This window comes from Sphingomonas elodea ATCC 31461, assembly GCF_000226955.1.
Lineage (GTDB): Bacteria > Pseudomonadota > Alphaproteobacteria > Sphingomonadales > Sphingomonadaceae > Sphingomonas > Sphingomonas elodea.
On the sequence record NZ_AGFU01000065.1, the window covers coordinates 1 to 16,871 of the forward strand.

The following is a 16,871-nucleotide window of genomic DNA, read 5'->3' on the forward strand; positions in this document are numbered from 1 at the left end:
CCGCGCCCGCCGTCGCCACCTTCCTGCTGGCGCTTGCCAACGGCGTACTGCTGGGTCTGCTCGGCTGGCTGGTCCCGGCCGAAACGGCGCGGCATGCGCTCGCGATGTTTCTGCTGCTCGCCGAGCTTGGTGCGCTGCTGTTCGTGCAGGTGCGACTCGCGATCGCAGTACCGCTGACCTATCTCTACGAGGCCATCACCGTCGACGAAGCCTGGACCCAATCGCGCGGCCATTTTTGGTCGATTTTCGGTGCGTTCGCAGTACTGGCGCTGTTGCTGCTCGCGCTGGCATCTTTATTGCTCCTGCTGTTCTTCCTGCCCGTGCTGAGTCTGCTGGTGCAGAGCGGTATAAACGGGGCTTCGATGATGCAGGCGATGCTGATGATTGTGGTGTCGGCGAAGAATATGTCGGCCGTCGTGCAACTTCTCTTCATTGTGTCGGTACTTGCACTGGTCGCGCTGGGGTTTGTACTGACCACGGCGACTCTGGCCAGTGCGGCGCGCGAGATGCTGGGCCTGAAGGACGGACGGATCGAAGATCTTCGTCGCCGATGAGGCGAAGATACTTTGCTCCACATCGGTAGAGTCTATGCTAGACTGATCTTCTTTACTCCGGAATGGAGGCATTCTGACTCCGCCATTTCGGAGGAATGCGGCATCTGAAGGGGAACAGATGCCGAACCGAGGGGGTAAAGCATGTACGAGGTGCCAGATCTGGGCGATGCTGCGCCCATTCTTTACGAGTTTCACCGCGACGTCGCCCTGGTGGTCGCCGAGCCGGGCCCGGCACGGTTGCTGGCGGAGCAGACGGCGGCCACGGCCGGGTTCCGGGTTCGGGAAGCCCTGGGGGCTGCTGCGGCCCTGGACGACCCGGCCTTGCTGGACGGCATTCGCCTGGTGATCCTCGAGACCGACGCCATGCCGCCCGACATGCTGGAGCCGCTGCTGGCATGGCTGGGGGCACGGGTCGAGGACCGCGACGTCGCGCTGATCGCCACGGTGTTGCCCGAACAGATCGACCTGGCCACCGGGCTGCTGCCGGAAACTGCGATGCTGCAATGCGCCCCCAGCGAGGCCGACCGGCTGGGTGCGGCGATGCTGGCGGGGCGCGGGTCGGTCGCGCGTCTCCACGATGGCATGCGCGACGAGGAAGTGCTGCGGATGCGGCGCTTCCAGGAGGAGGTGGCGCGGATCGCCGATTCGCTCGCACGGCTCACGCGCAGCGAGATTTCGGACGGCAAGGCGGCGGTTCGCAGTTCGGCATTCACCTTCCAGGCCGAGCCGGAAGTGGAGGAAGCGACTGCGCACGACATTCGCCGTGTGATCCGTGCGCGGCGGATGCGCGCCGAGTTCTTCGAGGGGGACCTGTTCGCGGATCCTGCCTGGGACATGCTGCTCGATCTGTTTGCCGCGCATCTGGAGCGTCGCCAGATCTCGGTTTCCAGCCTTTGCATCGCCGCTGCGGTGCCGCCCACCACGGCGCTGCGCTGGATCGGCACGCTGAGCAGCGCGGGCCTGTTCGACCGCAAGGCCGATCCGACCGACCGCCGCCGCGCCTATATCGTGCTGAGCGAGACGGCCCGCTACGGCATGATGCGCTATATCGGCGCGGTGAAACGTGCGGGGCTGAATCTCGTTTGAGGCTTGCCCTTCGCGCGCGGCTTTGGCATCGGCATCGGACGCAGTCGCCCGAGGGCGGTCGAGCGGGCGGTTAGCTCAGTTGGTAGAGCATCTCGTTTACACGGCGAGACACTGGCACCGCTACCGGCTTGTGATCGTTAGCCTTTTTGCTTCGCTTCCCGCTTAGGTTCGGGAATAGTCCGGGACTCCGATGCATCGAGAGCGTTTCGGACGTCCTCGTCCAGCACATGCGCGTAGCGCAGCGTTGTCTTGATGTTGCGGTGCTTGAGCGCCTCCTTGGCGGCGGCCAGCGAGCCGGTGGCGCGCACGATGCGCGTGCCGCGGGTGTGGCGCAGATCGTGGAACCGGAAACCTTCTATCTTCGCGTCGATCTTGGCCGCGGCGAATGCGCCGCGCAGGGCGGTCTTGGTCATCGGGTAGCGCTCGCCCTTCTTGCGGGCCGGGTGCCTGCGGCCCTTCTTGTCCACCACCTCCGACTTGTTCGCCTGGGCAACGAAGGTGAAGACGAAGGGGCCAACCTTGGGCTGGTTCGCGATGATGGCGATCAGAGTGGCGGTGAGCGGCCGGCGCACGATGTCGCCGCCCTTGATCCGGGTCTGCGCCGTGCGGTTGTGCATGTCGATGTCCGACCAGCGCAGGCCGATCACTTCGGCCTGGCGCCAGCCGGACTTGAGGGCGAAGTCGCAGACGTCGACCAGATCTGCGCGCATCGCTTCGAATAGCCGGGGCTCCTCGTCCAGCGACAGCTCGCGCGGCGGACGCTCGGCGACGCGGAGAAACAGACTGGTCCAGCGCGGCATGTCCCCGACGTCGAAGCCGGCATCGTCTGCGCGGCGCCATACGGCGCGGAGCGTCTCGATCTCGCGGTTGATGGTCGCGTTCGATCTCGTCGCGCGTCGCGCGGCGAAGTGGCGTTGCAGGTCGAGCTGGGTGATTTCCTTGAGCAGCTTGCCAGCGCCCAGGCCGTCGATCGCCGATTGCAGGATGTACCGCGTCGTCTGCCAACTGGTCTGCTTCTCGGCGTGATCCTGATATAGGCCGCACGCCAGGTCGACGGTGATCGGCTCGCGTTCGCGGATCTGCAGGATGGCATCACTGCGGACGCGAGCCTCGAAGGCTAGCGCTTCCCTCTTGGCCTTGAGCCCTGTCGAGCCGTGAAAGCGACGACCGTTCCAGACGAAGTCGTAGTGGTAGTAGGGCGACTTACCCGGTTTGTAGACTGACATTGGGTAGTATCCTGCCGCGCCTTGGCGATGAATGATTCGAGATCGTCTAGGGTGTAACGGACAGCCCGCCCTATCAAGATATAGGGAAGCCGCCCGGCCTTGCGCTCCTTCCGCAAGGTCTTGGTGCAGAGCTTGAGCCGATCTGCAGCCTCGGTTTCGGTGAGCAGCGCGCTAGCCAACTTTGCCCTCCGGTGCCGAGGCCACTTCCTCGGCGGCTGCATTGAGTGCGTCGGCAATCGCCTGGGCGGCAGTGTGATACCCAGACCACCCATGAAGCACAGACACCGTGGTCGTGCCGACCACCCAGTATAGGTCGTCGCCGAAGTTATGCGCCCGGTACGGTGGGCGCTTATGAATGTTATGCGCGTTTGTGGCCCACCCTTGGACAAGCGCAACCGCTGCGGTCTTGCCGTCGTCGATTGTCATTGCCTGTCTTCCCCGAAGCGATCCACGTCATTGCCCCAGCAATCCCAGCCCGGCCGGCGCTGGCGGGCGAACAGCTCGACATAGGGCCCGGAATAGAGCGCCTCGACATCGGCGATCATGCTGTCGGGCTTGCGGCTGTGCTCGCGCACCGGCGCCACCAGCAGGTTGCGGATGCTGCGCGACTGGACGCGCGGCTTGCCGATCGTGCCGACCAGGTAGAACTCGGCGGCCGAGCGGAAGACATAGCCGGTGCCGAATGCCCAGGCGCGATCGGTCGAAGTGCGCTTCGCCCAGGCACCGGCGCTCTTGAAGGTGAAGCCCCACGCGCGCAGCAGCTCGATCGCGCGGTCGAGCAGCGGCGCCGTCGCCCACATGATCAGGGCGCAGTCCGGCGCGGCGAGCCGCGCGACGGGCAGGCGCGCCAGATCCGCGATGGACATGCACGGATAGTGCGCCACCGGGTTCTTGGCCTCGCCCTTCACGGAGAAGTTTGCAAAGCGCCATGGCGGATCCGCATAGATCACGCCGTAACCGCCTGGGCGCAGGTCGCCGAACGGCCACTCGGCCGAGGCCGGTGCCGGCGGCGCGGGCACGGCGGGGGGCATCGGCGGAGTCGGGGTGCCCAGATCGCCGCCGAACAGCTCCATGTTGCCGGCGGCGTCCAGCCGCCGGCGGGAGGTGGTGAGGCGGACGTTGTGCGCGTGGTGATCGCGGTCGTAGCCGAGGTGGCACCGCTGGCACATGGCGCGCAGGTTCTCTTCCGCGCAGTTTTCGGGGCGGTGATCGAGGTGCGCGACGGTGAGCACCACCGTCGAGCCGGTGACGCTGTGCGGCGCGCCGTTCATCTCCGGGCAGCGGCCAAGGTGCGGGTGGCCGCATTCGCCCTGGCACTCGCACCGATCGCCGGCACGTTCCTTGCGGATGCGCAGGCTGATCGCGGGCCAGTCCAGGGGATAGCGGGCGCGGTTTTCAGGGCTGATCGGCATTATGCTGCCCTCCGCGCGGGGCGTGTGCCGAGCGCGCGCCCTACCTCCAGCAGCAGGTCGCCCCACTGATCCGCCATTGCGTCGGCGATCCCGCGAAAAAACCGCGAGCGCTCATGTGCGCGAATGGCGCCGTGCTTCCCCCAGCCGCTATGTCGATGCACTCGCGCCGTGCGCCCCTCGACGATCTTCGTGGGCACTAGCGGCGGCAGGTTCTTGAGCCATAGGCAGGTGCGCTTCGTCTCGCCGTGCCCGAACTGCCACGGCTGCACGCTCTGCGACGGCTCGACGTAGCCACGGATGCGCTCTTTCGCGTGTCTGTGCATCACCGGGTTTTCGACGGCGATGCGCGCGATGGGTGCATTCCACAGGTCGGAGAAAAGGGCGGCGCCTTCATCGAGTTCCCGCCACATGTCGGCGAGCGCTCGGCCCGGCGGCGGCGTGTGCAGCCAGCGGACGCCACTGTTGCAGAGGCGCGTGCATGGCGGATGCGCGACGATCAGCAGATCCCAGCCCCAACCGAGCACCTGGCGCACATCGTCGCGGATATGCCGGTTGCTGCCGCGCTCGTCAGGAAGGATATCGCAGGACCATGCATCGAAGCCGCGACGGAGGAATGCGTCGCGGACAGTGCCGCTAAACTCGCATGCCACCAAGATTCGAGGGTTGGGAAACAGATCGGGCTGCGGCCTGATCATGCATCGTTCCTTTCGCCGAGCATCCGGGCCTGCAGCTCGTAGGCACGCTGCGGCGAGACGCTGGGGTTGGTGGGAGCCGGCGCCACCTTCGGCGCCGGCAAGTTGAGGAAGGTGCCGGCCTGACGGCAGGCGGCAGCGTGATCGTGCCAGCGGCGCTGATGGTGCGCCTCGCCGATCGCGAGCCGGATTTCGGCCGGCAGGCGAGCGGCGCAGCGCGTGCACAGCACGCCAAGGCGGAGGCGCGGATTGCTGCAGCCGGTGACGTGGCAGAGCGGCGCCTGTTGCGCGCGGCGCCTCATGCTGCCCGACTCCGCCGCTGGCTGCGCAGGCCCATCTTCATCGCGCGCATGCGGATCGTGTCGAGCGAGCGGTGCGGCAGCAGGGCGGCGACGGCCTTGTATCCGCCCACGGGATAGGTGGTGCGCATGATCGCCAGCTCGGCGGGTTGCCATCGTGCGAAGTGTTTCATCGGCGGCGCTCCCCCAGGACGGTGCCGATCGCGATCATGAACAGCGTGAACATCACGCCGATCGTCATGATGGCCTTGCCGGCGGTGCGGGCGTGCGCGCCTGCGCGGCGCGGATCGATGCGGATCATGGACGGGCCTCCACTTGGGCTTCGCCGCAGGCGCGCTCGGGCCGCTGCTGCGCCAGGGCGAGCAGCAGCACGACGACGACAAGGGCTAGGATCGGGATCTCGCGCGTGATGGCGCGGACAAGCTCGGAGCGGCGCATCATGCGAGCCCCAGCGCGGACTTGTAGGTTTCGAGGATCTCCTCCGCCTCGATCCGGTCGTGCTTCTCCAGCTTCCGGAGCTTGACGATCGCGCGCATCGCCTTGACGTCGAAGCCGGTGCCCTTCGCCTCGGCGTAGACGTCGTTGATGTCACCCGCGATGCCCGCCTTTTCTTCCTCCAACCGCTCGATGCGCTCGATCAGCTGGGCGAGCTGTTGCGCGGACGCTTCGGGGTTGGCCTTGATCGGATCGGCGGGCCTGGGGGCCTTCTTGCCCTTGCCCTTGCCGGTGTTGGGGATGAACGGGGTGGGCACATGGCGCAGCGAGCCGTCGCCCGCGCGCTCCTGGCGCATGGTCATGCTTACCATCCGTAGCTCCTCAGAATCTGGATGATGATCAGGGCCACGCCGAGGCCGCCCCAGGCGTTGAAGATCAGGCGGCCGAGCGGGGGATAGTCCGGCTGGCAGGTCCGGCAGTTGCAGCCGAAGATGCGCTGGACGCGGTTCATTGGGCCGCTCCGCTCTGGCAGCGGGTGCAGGTGCCGCGCTCCAGCGTGCAGATGCCGGAGGCACCGGTGCACGGGTCTTCGGCCGAGCAGCCGCACGCCAGGCAGACGGTGGGGTGACGGTCCACCGGATCGTTGGCGAGCTGGTGGTAGATCGCAACGTCCAAGGGGATGAACTCGGCGATAGCGTCGATCAGCGCCGGATGCTTGGCCGTGGCGTTGGGCAGCTCGAGCTGACCCAGCACCACCCAGGCGCGGCGCAGATTGATCAGTGCGCCTGGCGTCATGCTCAGCCGGCGGGCAAGATCGTAGCGGGTTAGCCCGGCGGCCTTGCGGCGCAGCTTGAGATAGCGGGCGGCCGTCATGCGCGTGGGCGGGGTGCGCGTGCCGGGGACGTGCGTGTTGGGCAGCAGCATCGATTATGCTCCTTTGCTCTCGTGGAAGTCGGGATTGCGGAAGACCCAGCAGGAGACGGTCTTGCCGGTGACGGAATTGATCGGCTTCACCGCGACGAAGCGGCGGCTCTTCGAGGTCTTGAGCAGCTTCTGCAGCTCGATCATCGTGCACAGCGGGCGCAGGCCGCTGGTGGTGCAGCGCGATTCGTACTGCACCAGGCTGATCGCGATCTGATCGGCCTTGCGGCTGTGATTGATCGGGTGCGCCGGGTTGAGCGTGGCGGCGTCCTGGGCGACGAAATGGTCGTACCGCTCCCAGAATTGCACGACGAAGGGGTGATCCGCGTCGGTGAGCTGGTGGCGCTCGACCAGCATGGCGAGGATCAGCGCGTGGGCGTCGGCGACATCGCGGTCGCTTATGTTGGTGATCACCACCCGCATCGCGTCCAGCATCGCGGCTAGCTGGGCGTGGTTGTGCGCGAAGCGATAATTGCCGCAGCCAGGGTGCTCGCGCATCGCCGGTTCGTGCCGGGCATAGGCTTCGAAATAGGCAGCGAGGATCTGCTCCTCGCGCCGGGTGACATGGATCGGGAAACCCGAAATCGCCTTGATGTCGGCGGCCTTGAGCTTGCCGGCGGCGGCCTTGCCCTCGGGGGAGAAGCGCCCCTTGTCGAAGTGCAGGCCCATGATGCGCTCGGTGAGCGCCTCCGATCCCTGTACGCGGGCGTTCTGCGCGATCACCAGCGCGGCGCGGAAGGGCGGCTCGTAGGTTTCCATGCCGGCATTGGCGACGGCGCGGGTGCGGACGGCGCGACCGTTATAGGCGGTCTTGAGCTCGTCCCATTCGAAGCGGCGGGCGTGCGCCGTCTCCTGGGTGCGGTCGCCCTCGATCATCACCACCGGCAGGTTCGCGACCTGGCCGAGCGTGCGGGCGATGCCGGCGATCGTGCCCTTGGTGGGGTCGAAGCCTTCGTATCCGGGGCGGCCGACCAGCTTCCACACGAACTCCAGCAGCGTCGTCTTGCCGCTGCCCGGCTCGCCGGTCACCTCGAGGAAGCCCAGGCTCTCCTGATGGTGGCGCACCTGCTCGGCGAACAGGGCGAGCACCCAATAGGCGAGCACCACCAGGCCCTTGGCGCCATAGGCCACCGACAGCGGCTTCACCCAGGTGAGATCAAGGCGATCGGGATCGTACTCGATCCGCAGCATCCGCTCGTTGGAGCGCAGCTTCACCGACTGTTTGCCGAGGCGGAAATAGTCCTCCTCGTTCACCTCATAGGTACGGCCCTTGTGCACGGCGATGTCGCCGAACACGTACGCCTCATGCTCCTTCGAATAGCCGACGAACTGCAGGGCCTCGACCATGCGGATGTTGGCCCATTGCACCTGCATCAGCTTGTCGAGCTGGTACTGGTTGCCGGTCCACTGCGCGCCGGGGGCGATGCTGGCGAGCCGCTTCTTGAAGTCGCCCGCACCGGAGCATGCCGAGCCGGAGAAGGTGGCCTTCACGCTCGCGCGATCGGACGGGAAGTCGATGCGTAGGAGGTAGGAGCCTTCCTCCACGATCGGGTCGCGCTGGTAATAGAGGGTGCGGAAGGTGCAGTTCGCCACCTCCTCGATCGCGACGGCGCGCTCGGCGGCCTTGTTCCACTGCTCGTCGAACTGCAGCTCCTTGAAGTCTTCGAACTCGGGATCCTGGCTTTCGAGCAGCGACTGCAGCTCGCCCTGAATGCGCTCCAGCGAGAAGTTGGCCCAGAGCTGCTTGCCGCCGAAGGTGATGGGGAAGGACTCGAGCCGCTTTCGCTCGTAGATCAGCAGGGCCTTCGCCGTGGCCGAGCTGGCGATCGTGATCTCGCCGTTCCAGCGGTATTCGTCGAGATCGGACGGCTGCAGCTTGTCGCGCTGCGCCAGGTCGTTCCAGTCGAGCTTCTCGCCTTCGCCATCTGGGCGCACCTGGGCGGCGCCGCAGGTCCAGCCCTCGGCGCGCGCCTGCTCGGCGAATTTCCGGGTGAAGCGCACGCCCGCCGCGCCGACATCGAACGCCCAGATCAGCTTGGGCGTGGCAATGTTCAGGTCGCCGCACGTCTTGCGCAGCTCGGCGAGGAAGTGCTCCGGATAGACGTTGCACGACATCGCGGAGACGGCGTGCACCTTGCCCTTCTGGGTCAGGGCGATGGCGTCGAAGATGCCTTCCGTGATCCAGATTTCGCCGGCTCGCGCATAGTCGGCCATGGTGCGTTTCGGGTACAGCCAGCAATGGCCGCGCCAGGTGCTGCCGAAGTTGAACCGCGCCTTCTTCTTGCCGAAGCGGCTGGGCTGGTCGATCAGCCGTTCCCAATAGCTGTCGCCGGGAAGCGGGAAGCGGACCGTTGCGGTTGTGAGCCCCAGCTTCTGATCGTTGTACCATTCCTGCCGATAGCTGCCGCGCAGGCCGGAAAGATCGAAGCCGCGGGCGTGGAGCAGATAGGCGTCTGCCGCCGCATTCGGATCCTCGGGGGTGGCCTTGTGGCGGTTCGACCAATTGTCGAACAGATCCGGATACAGCTCCTTGACCGCGCTATCGCGCCCGCATTTGTTCTGCCGCCCGCACTTCACCACCCACGGGTTGTCGGCGCGGACGAAGGCTTCCTTCTTGTCGCAGTGCGCGCAGCGGCCTTCCTGCAACCATGTGCCCTTTTCCTTGAAGCCGTAATCACGCTTCAGGCGGGCCAGGACTTCCTTGAGCAAATCGTCGCGCATCGGGTGGTGTGGTCTTTCGCAGGCAAGCGGGGGGCGTTCCCGGAAGCGGGGTGCTCCGGGCGGGATGTTCGGGCGGTCGGTTCAGCCGGCGCGGTGCCGGCGGACGTCAGGAGGTGACGGCGAACATGTCGATGGTGCCATCATTGGCCGGCGGCGGCGGTGGCGGTGCATCGTCGTTGGCCGCTTCGCGCCATTTGCCGACCGGCAGGTGCAGGTTCGGGTTCGGCTTCAGGCCGCGCAGTACAAAGCGGACGGCAACAACCTGGGCGACGAAGGCGCTGCCGCATTCGTCGTTGTTGCAGAGCAAGCGCACCTCGCGAACCGTTGGGGTCAGCTGCTCGCTCGTTCGGCAGGTCACCCCCGATCCACACTCGGGACACACGAAAACACTGCGCCTTCTGATCGTCATAGGGAGCCCCCCGCGATATGCCGCGGCCCCGCGCCACGGCGAAAGATTGCGCCAAGCCGGCGCCGAATGGCTTTGGTCGACCGCTCCAGATCGGCGGTCTCTTCCATCGCGCGCATCAGGTCGGCGCGCGTGGCAGACGGCCTAGCGGCGACGAGCGTATGCTCGACGGCTTCACCGAACTCCTTGGCGTTCCGCGACAGATCGTCGACCAGCGCGAGGCGGCACGGATCGATGACGATCGCGCGGCCCTCCGTGGCGGCCTGATAAGCCGCCAGGAACGGCAGCTCTCCGCCTCCGGCCTCGGCAGAGGCTAGGTCGAGCGCGAGCGCCTGGGCGATGGTCGGAGCGGCTTCCAGATCCGGATCCGCCCAGTTGTAGAAGGTCCGCTCGCCCACCTTGGCGATCGCGGCGGCGCGCTTCGCGCCGAGCCGCTCGCCGATGGTGAACGCTGCATATGCCCAGGTGCCGGGGGTGCGTTTCTTCGTCATCAGAACGGCACCTCCAGGCATTCTTGGCACTCAGGTCCGGCCTGGCCGGCGAGATCTTCGAGGCAGGTGCCGCACAGGCCATTTTCTGCGGCGACGGGACGGATGATGGCTTCGATCTGCCCAATGCGGATCAACATGTGGTGCTTGCCCACGCGCCGATTGCGTAGTCGCTTCAGGCCATCGAACAGCTTTCGCCGCTCTTCGAGCATGAATGCCAGATCAGGTAGACCACCACCGCCGCAGGGGGAGGGGGCGACGGTGGTGGTCAGGCCCCGGGTGCGACCCGCGGGGTTATTCGGTGCGAGATCAGCCACGATTGGACCTCGCGAAGCGAACCTGCAGCAGGTCGCGATCGTCCTTTTCGAGCACGATCTTCCAGCCGGAAGCATGATCTATGTTCGCGATGCCGATCGGCTCGCGCTGCAGCTCGGCGCCCTTGCTCTGCAGGTCTGAGAGCGCTGCAATCAGGTGCCCGAGCGTGCGGACGTTATGCGCGGCAATCTCAGTCATTGGCGGGTGCCTTCGGCAAAACCGGAGCCGGATTGCAGGCGACGCTTATAGTTTTCTCCGATACAGAGGCGTCATGAAGAGCAGCCTCCCCCGGCATGGGATAGAAATCTGGACGGAGATCATGGCGCGAAACGCCCGTTGCCGCCTCCACCTTCAGAACGAACCGCGCGGACAGCGGTTTGCCCTGCTTGCGAGGCTGATAAATCGCTCCGGGGGTGCAGCCACAGATGCGGGCGAGGGCGCTTTGCGACCCAGCGATGTGCAGGGCGCGATCGAACGCGGCGAGCGCGGTCAAGAGGTCTCTCTCATCCATGGCTCAACGCTATAGAACGCTCTCACGTAACGCAAGAGGATTCTATGAGAGGTAACTATTAATGTCCGCTAGAGGTGTCTCTGATAGCGAACTACAATCTCTTGCTCTATCGCTCGACCGCATGACGGCCTTCAACCCCGAGCGCGTGCGGCAGGCGATGGAAAGGGCGAAGCACGACCAGTCGTCGCTCGCCCGCGCGATTGGCGTCACGCCTGGTACGATCCACCAGATCCTGGGTGGCAAGATCAAGCGCTCCCGGTTCATGACCGAAATCGCCGAAGTGCTGGGCGTCTCGCTGCGATACCTGCGCGGTGAGGATGTGTCGCCGGACGCTACGGATGAATATTCAACGGTGCCGGCCCCGCCCCCGGTCCGGCACCTGATGATGCATGTGGCGCTGCCTAGTGAAGATGCGCTGACCCAGATGTTCGCGGCGCTACTGGCGCTGGAACGTCCTGAGGATACGCGGGACGAACGCGCTCGATTTCTCGCTCAGCTATTGCCAGCCGCTCTCGCGCAGCTTCAAGCGCAAATTCCTGTTGAAGACGTGGTCGCGTCGCTTGCTCGCGCGACAAAGTCTCAACCTGCACCCAAAGAGCGTCGCGCGAGGCAGTAAGCACCGCGCACGCCACATTGCATTCCAAACATCCGACTGCACACCCCCGCGGTCGTTGATCCTCGTACACTAAAACTACCCCCCTACTCACTTGCAAACGTTCCCCTTGCGTTCCGCATTAAGCGAAAGTGCGCGATGTAGGAAACACCAAAATGGATGCATATTGTTCGAATATGGCATGTAGCGCGGTGCTTGACGCATTCTTGTGCAACGTCGATCAGGCGCCCGAACGTCTGCGACAGACCGGGCGGGCAATAGCGGGTCGCAAGCCATGCAACATCGGCCGTGAAAGGACGGCCTGTATTTGAACAGGGGGTAAGATGTCGGAGAAGAAATCCGGTAGTTTCAAGAAGATCGTCTTGGGGGTGTTCGCCGCCGTGGTGATCCTGATCGTGATCGGATCGGTCGCGGGGGGCGATAAGAAGGCCGGCGGCGCCAGCACGGCCGCCGCAGTCGAAGCCCCTGCCTCGGGCGTGACTATGGAAAAGTTCAAGGCGCTGCGCACCGGGATGTCCTACGCCGATGCGCAGAAAATCCTTGGCGGCCCCGGCGAGGAGATGTCTTCCAGCGACGTCGCCGGCATCAAGACGGTGATGTACATGTGGCAGGGCGAAACGCCGGGGGCCAACATGAACGCGATGTTCCAGAATGGTAAGCTGATACAGAAGGCCCAGTTCGGCCTGCAATGATCAGTCGGGGCGGGCCCAGCGCGGGCATGCGGTGGCAACCCGCCCCTGATTATCCCAGCGGGGCATGTACACGGCATTGCCCGTCGCGAGCTGGGCGCAACTGAGATCACGGCCGTTCACCCGTACGGTCGCCAGCACGCGGCCATAGCGGTCGAACCCTATCGCAGAGATTTCGGCCTTGCCCTTGAGCGCCGCTGCCAACGCGCGGCGGGCGCGCCATGGGTCGCCGGGCACGCACCGCCGGCCGCGCCGGCAGTGGCCGGGCAGCTCCGGCGCATCGATTCCCAGCAGGCGGATGCGTTCCTCACCGCAGCGCAGGGTGTCTCCATCGATCGCGATCAGAATGCAGGCGGCAGCAAGAAGAAGCATCGCCGCCGCCTAGCCGATCAGGCGTCCTGCCGGAACACCCAGCATGACACCGTCTTGTCCATGATGGCGCTTTTCACCGGCTTCACGTCAACGAACGCGGGCGAGGTGGAGAGCTTGAGGGCATCCATCAATGGCCGGTCCACATCGACGCGGATGCCTGCTGCCTTGAAGCGGGTGCGCACCTCGTTGAGGTTGATGGCGAGAAGCTCCGGCCGCACGCTGTGGTTCAGATCCACGCCGCTGGCGCGGACCCTGTCGATCGCGCCCCAGAAGGCGGTGAGCCGGTCCAGATCGCCGGGGGCATCGGCGCCGAGCTGGTCGAGCGGCGGCGTGGTGATGCCCAGTTCGGTGCAGGCCTGGTCCAGCATCTGGTGCACCAGGCGTCGCTCCACCGGATGGCGGGTGGTCTGCAGCTTGCGGGTGAGGCTGGATACGTGGTTTTGCAGAGCGGCCAGGCCCTGCGGCGATTTCACTAGCTTGGGGGGCTGTCTTCCATAGGCGCCTTGTTTCCGCAACGTGGGTAGAACTTCGTGGGTGATCCAGCGACGGAAGCGCCAAGCTGGAGTCTCTGCCGTTGACGCGCCTCTTGAGCGCAGGATGACGGAATAAAGGCCGCTCTCGCTCACTATGATCGTCTCGCCTTGACGGCCTATGTTAAACATAGACCGTTCATCGTCATCCAGACGTGCAGCCACCTGCGTTGGGTTCGAAATGCGCAATGCTTGGCAAACGTCGGTTAGCACGAACCAAGGCTCGCCCTGCCGCTCAAGCGTGCGCACCGGGGACTCTTCGAAATCGAAAGCAACTATCGGGTTAGCTGTCATGGCTTCCTCAATGGCTGGTGGTGGTGAGCAGTGTTGCGCTGGCCAGTTCAATCTGCTCGCCTATCAGGTCGAAGAGCGCGGACAGATCCCCGCGCGTGATCTCCACCACGTCGCTGGCGGTTTCCAGATCACCATCATGGGCGAGGGCGCGTAGCCCGTTGACCGCGCGGCCGAGGCGATCGAGCCGTACGCGGGGATCATCGAGCAGGGTGAATGGGGGTTCAAAGCCGAGCGCGGCTCTCGTATCGTTGGGATCAGCTTGGGCCATGGGGTGCTTCCCTCGGTTCGGGTTAGGCCGGGTGAGAGGATTAGGCCCCTCTCATCCGGCTGATACGTTCGATACGTATAGTTGATATCTTTGTCAACGGATGATACGTATCAACCGTATGAGCAAGGCCGACCCTATGCAGCGCTTCGAAATGAAAGCACCCGCACCATGGTTGCACGAGATTGATCGATGGCGCGCGCGCCAGCCCGGCATTCCGTCGCGCGCGGAAGCTATCCGCCAGCTCGTCGCGATCGGGTTGAAGGCGGCCGATCCGAAAGACGCCAACACCGATTGAAGGTGCCTGCATGATGAAGGTACCTCCAAGGTATCCGGCTTAACCGGACACCCTCCGCAGCCCGAAGGCATGTGTGTTACACACATACCTTCCGCAGATCGAAGGCATTGCCATAATGGCAATAGCTGAAGGTGTGGCCTTAAAGGCCACACCTCGGCGGTCGGCACAGGGTATTCGTGTAACACGCATACCTTCCGGTCGGGCCAGGGTATAAGTGTTACACTTGCACCTTGCATTCGGCGAAATCCGCCAAGGAATGCCGTTTTAGCAATCGGATAAGCCGCTCGCGCTTATCGGTTATGTGCAAACCTAATCATCGCTGCGTGCCCGCCGCTCCTGGATCTTCGCCGCCAGGTCGGGGAATATCTCCGCGAAAGGCCGCGCCGCGGCCAACTCAGCTAGGGTGCGCTGGGGGGTGTCCGAAACTGCCGCCAGATCCTCGGGGGTGTAACCGGTCGGGCTTGGTGCACCTTCAGCCATGCGCGGCCAGAGCCACACGCGCGGCATCGGCGAGAAAGCCCGACCGGTTCCGCGCCACGCGATCGATGCGCGCCAGCAGGCCTTCGTCCATGGTGATCTGGACGCGCACGAACTTGCCGGGCCGTTCCGCCCGCACCAGGATGCGCGCCACCTCGTCTACCTCGGGATCGTGCGGGATCGCATCCACCACGCTGGGCGCGGGGATCGGGTCACCATGTTCGGCCGAAACGGCCAGGTGACCGGCCAGCGCTTCCTCGGCGTTCAGGGCCGCTTCCTGCACGGTTTCGCCTGCCGAGGTGCAGCCCGGCAGATCGGGGAAAAATACGCTGAAGCCATCGTCCGCGCGCTCGATGATGGCAGGATAATAGACCGTCGCCATTCTGTACCTCCATGGTGGGTTGAAGCCCCTATCGGAGCTTCAACCCACTCTGCCTTTCTATGCTCTTGAGCGTCCCGATGCCTAGGCTTGCCTTCGGGTGCGGGACGGTGGTTGTTCCGGGTTTCGTGGGATGGCGGAACTGTTTGTGGCTTCCCGTTTGCCGAACCTCTTCCCACCCATCCGCTTCCAGCTTCCTGATAACCTCTCTGCTTCGCATCGCGCCTCCGCTCTTGATGTGTATTCAATACACACATCCGGCATGCGGTGCAACATCAATGTGTATCAAATACACATTTATTGCAAGGGTCAGGCTTTCAGCTCCAGCTTGATCGCGGTGGTGAAGCCCCCGCGATCGTCGAGCTGGTGGCGGGTCTCCGCGATCAGCCAGGGCTGCGCGTCGATATCGGCCTTGAACCCTTCCACCGTGGCCGGCTGCTCCGGCGACACATCGGCGCGGCCAAATGCAAGGGCGAGGTCCAGACCACGCGGCGCGCGGCCGGCGCGCTTCGATTCGGCAGTGGCGGCGCGGCGCGCCTCGGTCTCGCTGGCGTAGACGCGGGAGAGCTTCCGCTCCGCGCCGTCGCCGCTGCCCACCTCCACCGTCTTCTTCTTCGCGTCCTTCCGATCGTGCCACTCGGCGACCACCTTGCCGACCGTCTCCCGCTTTTCGACACGATAGCCGTGCCGATCGCCGTCGCGGCGGCGGATGGTGATGGCGGGCAGCGGCTTACCGGTGGTGGTGATGCCGGCGCCGATCGGCGCGAAGATCAGGCACCCGGCCTTGATGGTCGCGACCGCGTCGTGTTCGCGCCCCAGGCGCCGCAGGAAGGCGATGTCGCTCTCGCGCTCCTGCGACAGCGCCGTGACCGCGACCGAGGCCAGGGCGGGCGCGCAGCGCGCCTCCAGATCGTTGCGGCCCGCCACCGCCCCCACGACGGCGCCGATCGTCGTGGCGTGCCAGCTCTGTTCGCGGCGGGTGGTGAGGCTGCTGGCGAAGTCGGCCGCGCTGGCCTTGATGATGACGATGTCCGGCGGCCCGGAATGCTCCACCTCGTCCACCTTGAACCGGCCTTTGTCGACCAGGCCGATGGCGACGCCGTCGCCGGCCTTCCAGCCGAGCTGGACGGCGAGCACGGCGCCCTCTGGCGGCAGGGCGAGCTTGCCGTCGCTATCGTCGAGCACCAGGTCGAGCTGGTCGGCATCGCCGCCGCGCTTCTCGGTGATGGTGAGGCTGATCAGGCGCGGCCGGATCGTCGGCGAAAGATCCTTGCCATCGAGCGTGATGCGGAAGTCTGCCGTGGGCGTCATGCGGCGGCGTCCGGTGCTTCGAGCAGGTCGATGCCGAAATCGATCTGGCGCGGCTGGCCATCGGGCAGGAATTCGCGGTGCCGTTCGTCGATCGCGGTGATCACGAAATTGCCGAGCACGTTGCCGCGGCCGTCGACCAGCGGCCAATCCTCGCCATCGGCCGCCATCTCGATCAGCTTGTCGAGCGAGACGCGCCCCTCCGCCAGCTCGATATGGGCGGTGCCCGACAGGCTGATCGTCTCCAGCCCGGGGCCGGTGAACTGGATCGCTTCCTTGGTGCCGACGCGGCCGTTGCTGGCGAAATGCCAGGCGCGCTTCCGCTGCAGCTCGTCATAGGCGAGCGTGTCGATCGCGAAGACGAACATGCCCAGGCTGAGCAGCTTCACAGGTCATCTCCGTCCGCTCGATCGGCCATGGAGCCGCGGCGCGCGGCGGCTGCGTGGCGGCGGAGCAACTCCTCGAGCTTCTCTTCCACCAGGCGCGCCAGGGCGCGGGCGTCCTGGCCGGGCTGCTGCTGGATGACGATCGCCCCCGGCGCGATGGTGAGCGAGATCGCCTCGGCGGGGGCGGCGGGGGG

At 65.5% G+C, this 16,871-nt stretch carries 30 protein-coding genes; 5 read left to right on the plus strand and 25 right to left on the minus strand.

The features are described from left to right. Together KK7_RS23000 and KK7_RS0115895 are read left to right on the plus strand one after the other, a co-directional pair. The coding region (locus KK7_RS23000; RefSeq protein ID WP_010545637.1) for a hypothetical protein at window positions 1-554 on the plus strand (554 nt) is incomplete at its 5' end. 141 nt (window positions 555-695) lie between these two features. Then, on the plus strand, window positions 696-1,640 hold the full coding sequence (locus tag KK7_RS0115895; protein WP_010545638.1) for a helix-turn-helix domain-containing protein: 945 nt from the start codon (window positions 696-698) through the stop codon (window positions 1,638-1,640). 137 nt (window positions 1,641-1,777) lie between these two features. Here the strand turns inward: KK7_RS0115895 and KK7_RS0115900 are convergent, their stop codons facing one another. The 17 genes from KK7_RS0115900 to KK7_RS22020 form a co-directional block, all read right to left on the minus strand. Continuing rightward, on the minus strand, window positions 1,778-2,866 hold the full coding sequence (locus KK7_RS0115900; RefSeq protein WP_010545639.1) for a tyrosine-type recombinase/integrase: 1,089 nt from the start codon (window positions 2,864-2,866) through the stop codon (window positions 1,778-1,780). Beyond that, the gene (locus KK7_RS23800) at window positions 2,758-3,138 is read right to left on the minus strand and encodes a helix-turn-helix domain-containing protein (protein ID WP_083836123.1); all 381 of its coding nucleotides are present in this window, start codon (window positions 3,136-3,138) and stop codon (window positions 2,758-2,760) included. The genes KK7_RS0115900 and KK7_RS23800 overlap by 109 nt, the downstream gene beginning before the upstream one ends. Window positions 3,139-3,288: 150 nt before the next feature. Then, window positions 3,289-4,278, minus strand: coding sequence for an MT-A70 family methyltransferase (locus KK7_RS0115910; RefSeq protein ID WP_010545641.1), 990 nt, complete (start codon window positions 4,276-4,278; stop codon window positions 3,289-3,291). Next, window positions 4,278-4,973, minus strand: a complete 696-nt coding sequence (locus KK7_RS0115915; RefSeq protein ID WP_010545642.1) for a hypothetical protein — start codon at window positions 4,971-4,973, stop codon at window positions 4,278-4,280. The genes KK7_RS0115910 and KK7_RS0115915 overlap by 1 nt, the downstream gene beginning before the upstream one ends. Then, window positions 4,970-5,272 (minus strand): hypothetical protein, encoded by a 303-nt coding sequence (locus KK7_RS0115920; RefSeq protein ID WP_010545643.1) that lies wholly within the window; start codon window positions 5,270-5,272, stop codon window positions 4,970-4,972. The genes KK7_RS0115915 and KK7_RS0115920 overlap by 4 nt, the downstream gene beginning before the upstream one ends. Then, complete coding sequence (locus KK7_RS23005; protein ID WP_158000026.1) at window positions 5,269-5,442, minus strand: hypothetical protein; 174 nt, start codon at window positions 5,440-5,442, stop codon at window positions 5,269-5,271. Before KK7_RS23005 ends, KK7_RS0115920 begins: the two co-directional genes overlap by 4 nt. Beyond that, window positions 5,439-5,570, minus strand: coding sequence for a hypothetical protein (locus KK7_RS23625; RefSeq protein WP_272941575.1), 132 nt, complete (start codon window positions 5,568-5,570; stop codon window positions 5,439-5,441). The genes KK7_RS23005 and KK7_RS23625 overlap by 4 nt, the downstream gene beginning before the upstream one ends. Next, on the minus strand, window positions 5,567-5,710 hold the full coding sequence (locus tag KK7_RS23010) for a hypothetical protein (RefSeq protein WP_158000027.1): 144 nt from the start codon (window positions 5,708-5,710) through the stop codon (window positions 5,567-5,569). The genes KK7_RS23625 and KK7_RS23010 overlap by 4 nt, the downstream gene beginning before the upstream one ends. Beyond that, a complete protein-coding gene (locus KK7_RS0115940) occupies window positions 5,707-5,952 on the minus strand; it encodes a DUF2312 domain-containing protein (RefSeq protein WP_029623355.1) in 246 nt (81 codons plus the stop codon). Before KK7_RS0115940 ends, KK7_RS23010 begins: the two co-directional genes overlap by 4 nt. A 116-nt stretch (window positions 5,953-6,068) precedes the next feature. Next, a complete protein-coding gene (locus KK7_RS23015; protein WP_158000028.1) occupies window positions 6,069-6,215 on the minus strand; it encodes a hypothetical protein in 147 nt (48 codons plus the stop codon). Continuing rightward, on the minus strand, window positions 6,212-6,628 hold the full coding sequence (locus KK7_RS20975; RefSeq protein ID WP_010545645.1) for a helix-turn-helix domain-containing protein: 417 nt from the start codon (window positions 6,626-6,628) through the stop codon (window positions 6,212-6,214). Before KK7_RS20975 ends, KK7_RS23015 begins: the two co-directional genes overlap by 4 nt. A 3-nt stretch (window positions 6,629-6,631) precedes the next feature. Continuing rightward, the gene (locus KK7_RS0115955; RefSeq protein WP_010545646.1) at window positions 6,632-9,346 is read right to left on the minus strand and encodes a toprim domain-containing protein; all 2,715 of its coding nucleotides are present in this window, start codon (window positions 9,344-9,346) and stop codon (window positions 6,632-6,634) included. 106 nt (window positions 9,347-9,452) lie between these two features. Beyond that, window positions 9,453-9,755, minus strand: coding sequence for an ogr/Delta-like zinc finger family protein (locus tag KK7_RS0115960; protein ID WP_029623356.1), 303 nt, complete (start codon window positions 9,753-9,755; stop codon window positions 9,453-9,455). Then, entirely contained in the window at window positions 9,752-10,243 is a 492-nt protein-coding gene (locus KK7_RS0115965) for a hypothetical protein (protein WP_010545648.1), read from the minus strand. Before KK7_RS0115965 ends, KK7_RS0115960 begins: the two co-directional genes overlap by 4 nt. Beyond that, window positions 10,243-10,557, minus strand: a complete 315-nt coding sequence (locus KK7_RS0115970) for a hypothetical protein (protein WP_138983985.1) — start codon at window positions 10,555-10,557, stop codon at window positions 10,243-10,245. The genes KK7_RS0115965 and KK7_RS0115970 overlap by 1 nt, the downstream gene beginning before the upstream one ends. Beyond that, window positions 10,550-10,753 carry a hypothetical protein gene (locus tag KK7_RS0115975; protein WP_010545650.1) on the minus strand — a complete coding sequence of 68 codons (204 nt, stop codon included), beginning with the start codon at window positions 10,751-10,753 and terminating at the stop codon, window positions 10,550-10,552. The genes KK7_RS0115970 and KK7_RS0115975 overlap by 8 nt, the downstream gene beginning before the upstream one ends. Next, window positions 10,746-11,066: a transcriptional regulator gene (locus KK7_RS22020; RefSeq protein WP_083836124.1), complete on the minus strand. Its 321-nt coding sequence runs from the start codon at window positions 11,064-11,066 to the stop codon at window positions 10,746-10,748. Before KK7_RS22020 ends, KK7_RS0115975 begins: the two co-directional genes overlap by 8 nt. Before the next feature lie 121 nt (window positions 11,067-11,187). Between KK7_RS22020 and KK7_RS20980 the strand changes: the two genes are divergently transcribed. Together KK7_RS20980 and KK7_RS23275 are read left to right on the plus strand one after the other, a co-directional pair. Further along, the gene (locus tag KK7_RS20980) at window positions 11,188-11,682 is read left to right on the plus strand and encodes a helix-turn-helix domain-containing protein (protein ID WP_040598903.1); all 495 of its coding nucleotides are present in this window, start codon (window positions 11,188-11,190) and stop codon (window positions 11,680-11,682) included. Window positions 11,683-12,002: 320 nt separating this feature from the next. Further along, window positions 12,003-12,371 carry a DUF3862 domain-containing protein gene (locus KK7_RS23275; RefSeq protein ID WP_010545652.1) on the plus strand — a complete coding sequence of 123 codons (369 nt, stop codon included), beginning with the start codon at window positions 12,003-12,005 and terminating at the stop codon, window positions 12,369-12,371. Here the strand turns inward: KK7_RS23275 and KK7_RS0115990 are convergent, their stop codons facing one another. From KK7_RS0115990 to KK7_RS0116000, 3 genes are read right to left on the minus strand one after another with little or no spacing between them, the layout of a single operon-like run. Next, complete coding sequence (locus KK7_RS0115990; RefSeq protein ID WP_010545653.1) at window positions 12,372-12,740, minus strand: thermonuclease family protein; 369 nt, start codon at window positions 12,738-12,740, stop codon at window positions 12,372-12,374. A gap of 17 nt (window positions 12,741-12,757) precedes the next feature. Next, window positions 12,758-13,564, minus strand: coding sequence for a BRO-N domain-containing protein (locus tag KK7_RS22025; RefSeq protein WP_083836125.1), 807 nt, complete (start codon window positions 13,562-13,564; stop codon window positions 12,758-12,760). 7 nt (window positions 13,565-13,571) lie between these two features. Then, window positions 13,572-13,832, minus strand: coding sequence for a hypothetical protein (locus KK7_RS0116000; RefSeq protein ID WP_010545655.1), 261 nt, complete (start codon window positions 13,830-13,832; stop codon window positions 13,572-13,574). A 136-nt stretch (window positions 13,833-13,968) separates the two neighbouring features. Here KK7_RS0116000 and KK7_RS23020 point away from each other — a divergent pair, with 136 nt between their 5' ends. Continuing rightward, window positions 13,969-14,127 carry a hypothetical protein gene (locus KK7_RS23020; RefSeq protein WP_158000029.1) on the plus strand — a complete coding sequence of 53 codons (159 nt, stop codon included), beginning with the start codon at window positions 13,969-13,971 and terminating at the stop codon, window positions 14,125-14,127. A gap of 472 nt (window positions 14,128-14,599) precedes the next feature. Here the strand turns inward: KK7_RS23020 and KK7_RS0116015 are convergent, their stop codons facing one another. From KK7_RS0116015 to KK7_RS23025, 5 genes are all read right to left on the minus strand, one after another. After that, window positions 14,600-14,986 carry a type II toxin-antitoxin system HicB family antitoxin gene (locus KK7_RS0116015; RefSeq protein ID WP_010545657.1) on the minus strand — a complete coding sequence of 129 codons (387 nt, stop codon included), beginning with the start codon at window positions 14,984-14,986 and terminating at the stop codon, window positions 14,600-14,602. A gap of 28 nt (window positions 14,987-15,014) precedes the next feature. Next, entirely contained in the window at window positions 15,015-15,203 is a 189-nt protein-coding gene (locus KK7_RS22030; protein WP_010545658.1) for a type II toxin-antitoxin system HicA family toxin, read from the minus strand. 89 nt (window positions 15,204-15,292) lie between these two features. Next, complete coding sequence (locus tag KK7_RS0116020; protein WP_010545659.1) at window positions 15,293-16,294, minus strand: contractile injection system protein, VgrG/Pvc8 family; 1,002 nt, start codon at window positions 16,292-16,294, stop codon at window positions 15,293-15,295. Beyond that, on the minus strand, window positions 16,291-16,680 hold the full coding sequence (locus KK7_RS0116025; protein ID WP_010545660.1) for a phage tail protein: 390 nt from the start codon (window positions 16,678-16,680) through the stop codon (window positions 16,291-16,293). Before KK7_RS0116025 ends, KK7_RS0116020 begins: the two co-directional genes overlap by 4 nt. Further along, window positions 16,677-16,871, minus strand: a 195-nt coding sequence (locus tag KK7_RS23025; protein ID WP_010545661.1) for a hypothetical protein, incomplete at its 5' end; no start/stop codon positions are given. The genes KK7_RS23025 and KK7_RS0116025, both read right to left, overlap by 4 nt.

What these genes read in the sequence shown, in the direction of transcription:
- KK7_RS0115895 (WP_010545638.1), top strand. Translation starts at nt 696, where the DNA reads ATGTACGAGGTGCCAGATCTGGGCGATGCTGCGCCCATTCTTTACGAG.
- KK7_RS0115900 (WP_010545639.1), bottom strand. Translation starts at nt 2,866, where the DNA reads ATGTCAGTCTACAAACCGGGTAAGTCGCCCTACTACCACTACGACTTC.
- KK7_RS23800 (WP_083836123.1), bottom strand. Translation starts at nt 3,138, where the DNA reads ATGGGTGGTCTGGGTATCACACTGCCGCCCAGGCGATTGCCGACGCAC.
- KK7_RS0115910 (WP_010545641.1), bottom strand. Translation starts at nt 4,278, where the DNA reads ATGCCGATCAGCCCTGAAAACCGCGCCCGCTATCCCCTGGACTGGCCC.
- KK7_RS0115915 (WP_010545642.1), bottom strand. Translation starts at nt 4,973, where the DNA reads ATGATCAGGCCGCAGCCCGATCTGTTTCCCAACCCTCGAATCTTGGTG.
- KK7_RS0115920 (WP_010545643.1), bottom strand. Translation starts at nt 5,272, where the DNA reads ATGAGGCGCCGCGCGCAACAGGCGCCGCTCTGCCACGTCACCGGCTGC.
- KK7_RS23005 (WP_158000026.1), bottom strand. Translation starts at nt 5,442, where the DNA reads ATGAAACACTTCGCACGATGGCAACCCGCCGAGCTGGCGATCATGCGC.
- KK7_RS23625 (WP_272941575.1), bottom strand. Translation starts at nt 5,570, where the DNA reads ATGATCCGCATCGATCCGCGCCGCGCAGGCGCGCACGCCCGCACCGCC.
- KK7_RS23010 (WP_158000027.1), bottom strand. Translation starts at nt 5,710, where the DNA reads ATGATGCGCCGCTCCGAGCTTGTCCGCGCCATCACGCGCGAGATCCCG.
- KK7_RS23015 (WP_158000028.1), bottom strand. Translation starts at nt 6,215, where the DNA reads ATGAACCGCGTCCAGCGCATCTTCGGCTGCAACTGCCGGACCTGCCAG.
- KK7_RS20975 (WP_010545645.1), bottom strand. Translation starts at nt 6,628, where the DNA reads ATGCTGCTGCCCAACACGCACGTCCCCGGCACGCGCACCCCGCCCACG.
- KK7_RS0115955 (WP_010545646.1), bottom strand. Translation starts at nt 9,346, where the DNA reads ATGCGCGACGATTTGCTCAAGGAAGTCCTGGCCCGCCTGAAGCGTGAT.
- KK7_RS0115960 (WP_029623356.1), bottom strand. Translation starts at nt 9,755, where the DNA reads ATGACGATCAGAAGGCGCAGTGTTTTCGTGTGTCCCGAGTGTGGATCG.
- KK7_RS0115965 (WP_010545648.1), bottom strand. Translation starts at nt 10,243, where the DNA reads ATGACGAAGAAACGCACCCCCGGCACCTGGGCATATGCAGCGTTCACC.
- KK7_RS0115975 (WP_010545650.1), bottom strand. Translation starts at nt 10,753, where the DNA reads ATGACTGAGATTGCCGCGCATAACGTCCGCACGCTCGGGCACCTGATT.
- KK7_RS22020 (WP_083836124.1), bottom strand. Translation starts at nt 11,066, where the DNA reads ATGGATGAGAGAGACCTCTTGACCGCGCTCGCCGCGTTCGATCGCGCC.
- KK7_RS20980 (WP_040598903.1), top strand. Translation starts at nt 11,188, where the DNA reads ATGACGGCCTTCAACCCCGAGCGCGTGCGGCAGGCGATGGAAAGGGCG.
- KK7_RS23275 (WP_010545652.1), top strand. Translation starts at nt 12,003, where the DNA reads ATGTCGGAGAAGAAATCCGGTAGTTTCAAGAAGATCGTCTTGGGGGTG.
- KK7_RS0115990 (WP_010545653.1), bottom strand. Translation starts at nt 12,740, where the DNA reads ATGCTTCTTCTTGCTGCCGCCTGCATTCTGATCGCGATCGATGGAGAC.
- KK7_RS22025 (WP_083836125.1), bottom strand. Translation starts at nt 13,564, where the DNA reads ATGACAGCTAACCCGATAGTTGCTTTCGATTTCGAAGAGTCCCCGGTG.
- KK7_RS0116000 (WP_010545655.1), bottom strand. Translation starts at nt 13,832, where the DNA reads ATGGCCCAAGCTGATCCCAACGATACGAGAGCCGCGCTCGGCTTTGAA.
- KK7_RS23020 (WP_158000029.1), top strand. Translation starts at nt 13,969, where the DNA reads ATGCAGCGCTTCGAAATGAAAGCACCCGCACCATGGTTGCACGAGATT.
- KK7_RS0116015 (WP_010545657.1), bottom strand. Translation starts at nt 14,986, where the DNA reads ATGGCGACGGTCTATTATCCTGCCATCATCGAGCGCGCGGACGATGGC.
- KK7_RS22030 (WP_010545658.1), bottom strand. Translation starts at nt 15,203, where the DNA reads ATGCGAAGCAGAGAGGTTATCAGGAAGCTGGAAGCGGATGGGTGGGAA.
- KK7_RS0116020 (WP_010545659.1), bottom strand. Translation starts at nt 16,294, where the DNA reads ATGACGCCCACGGCAGACTTCCGCATCACGCTCGATGGCAAGGATCTT.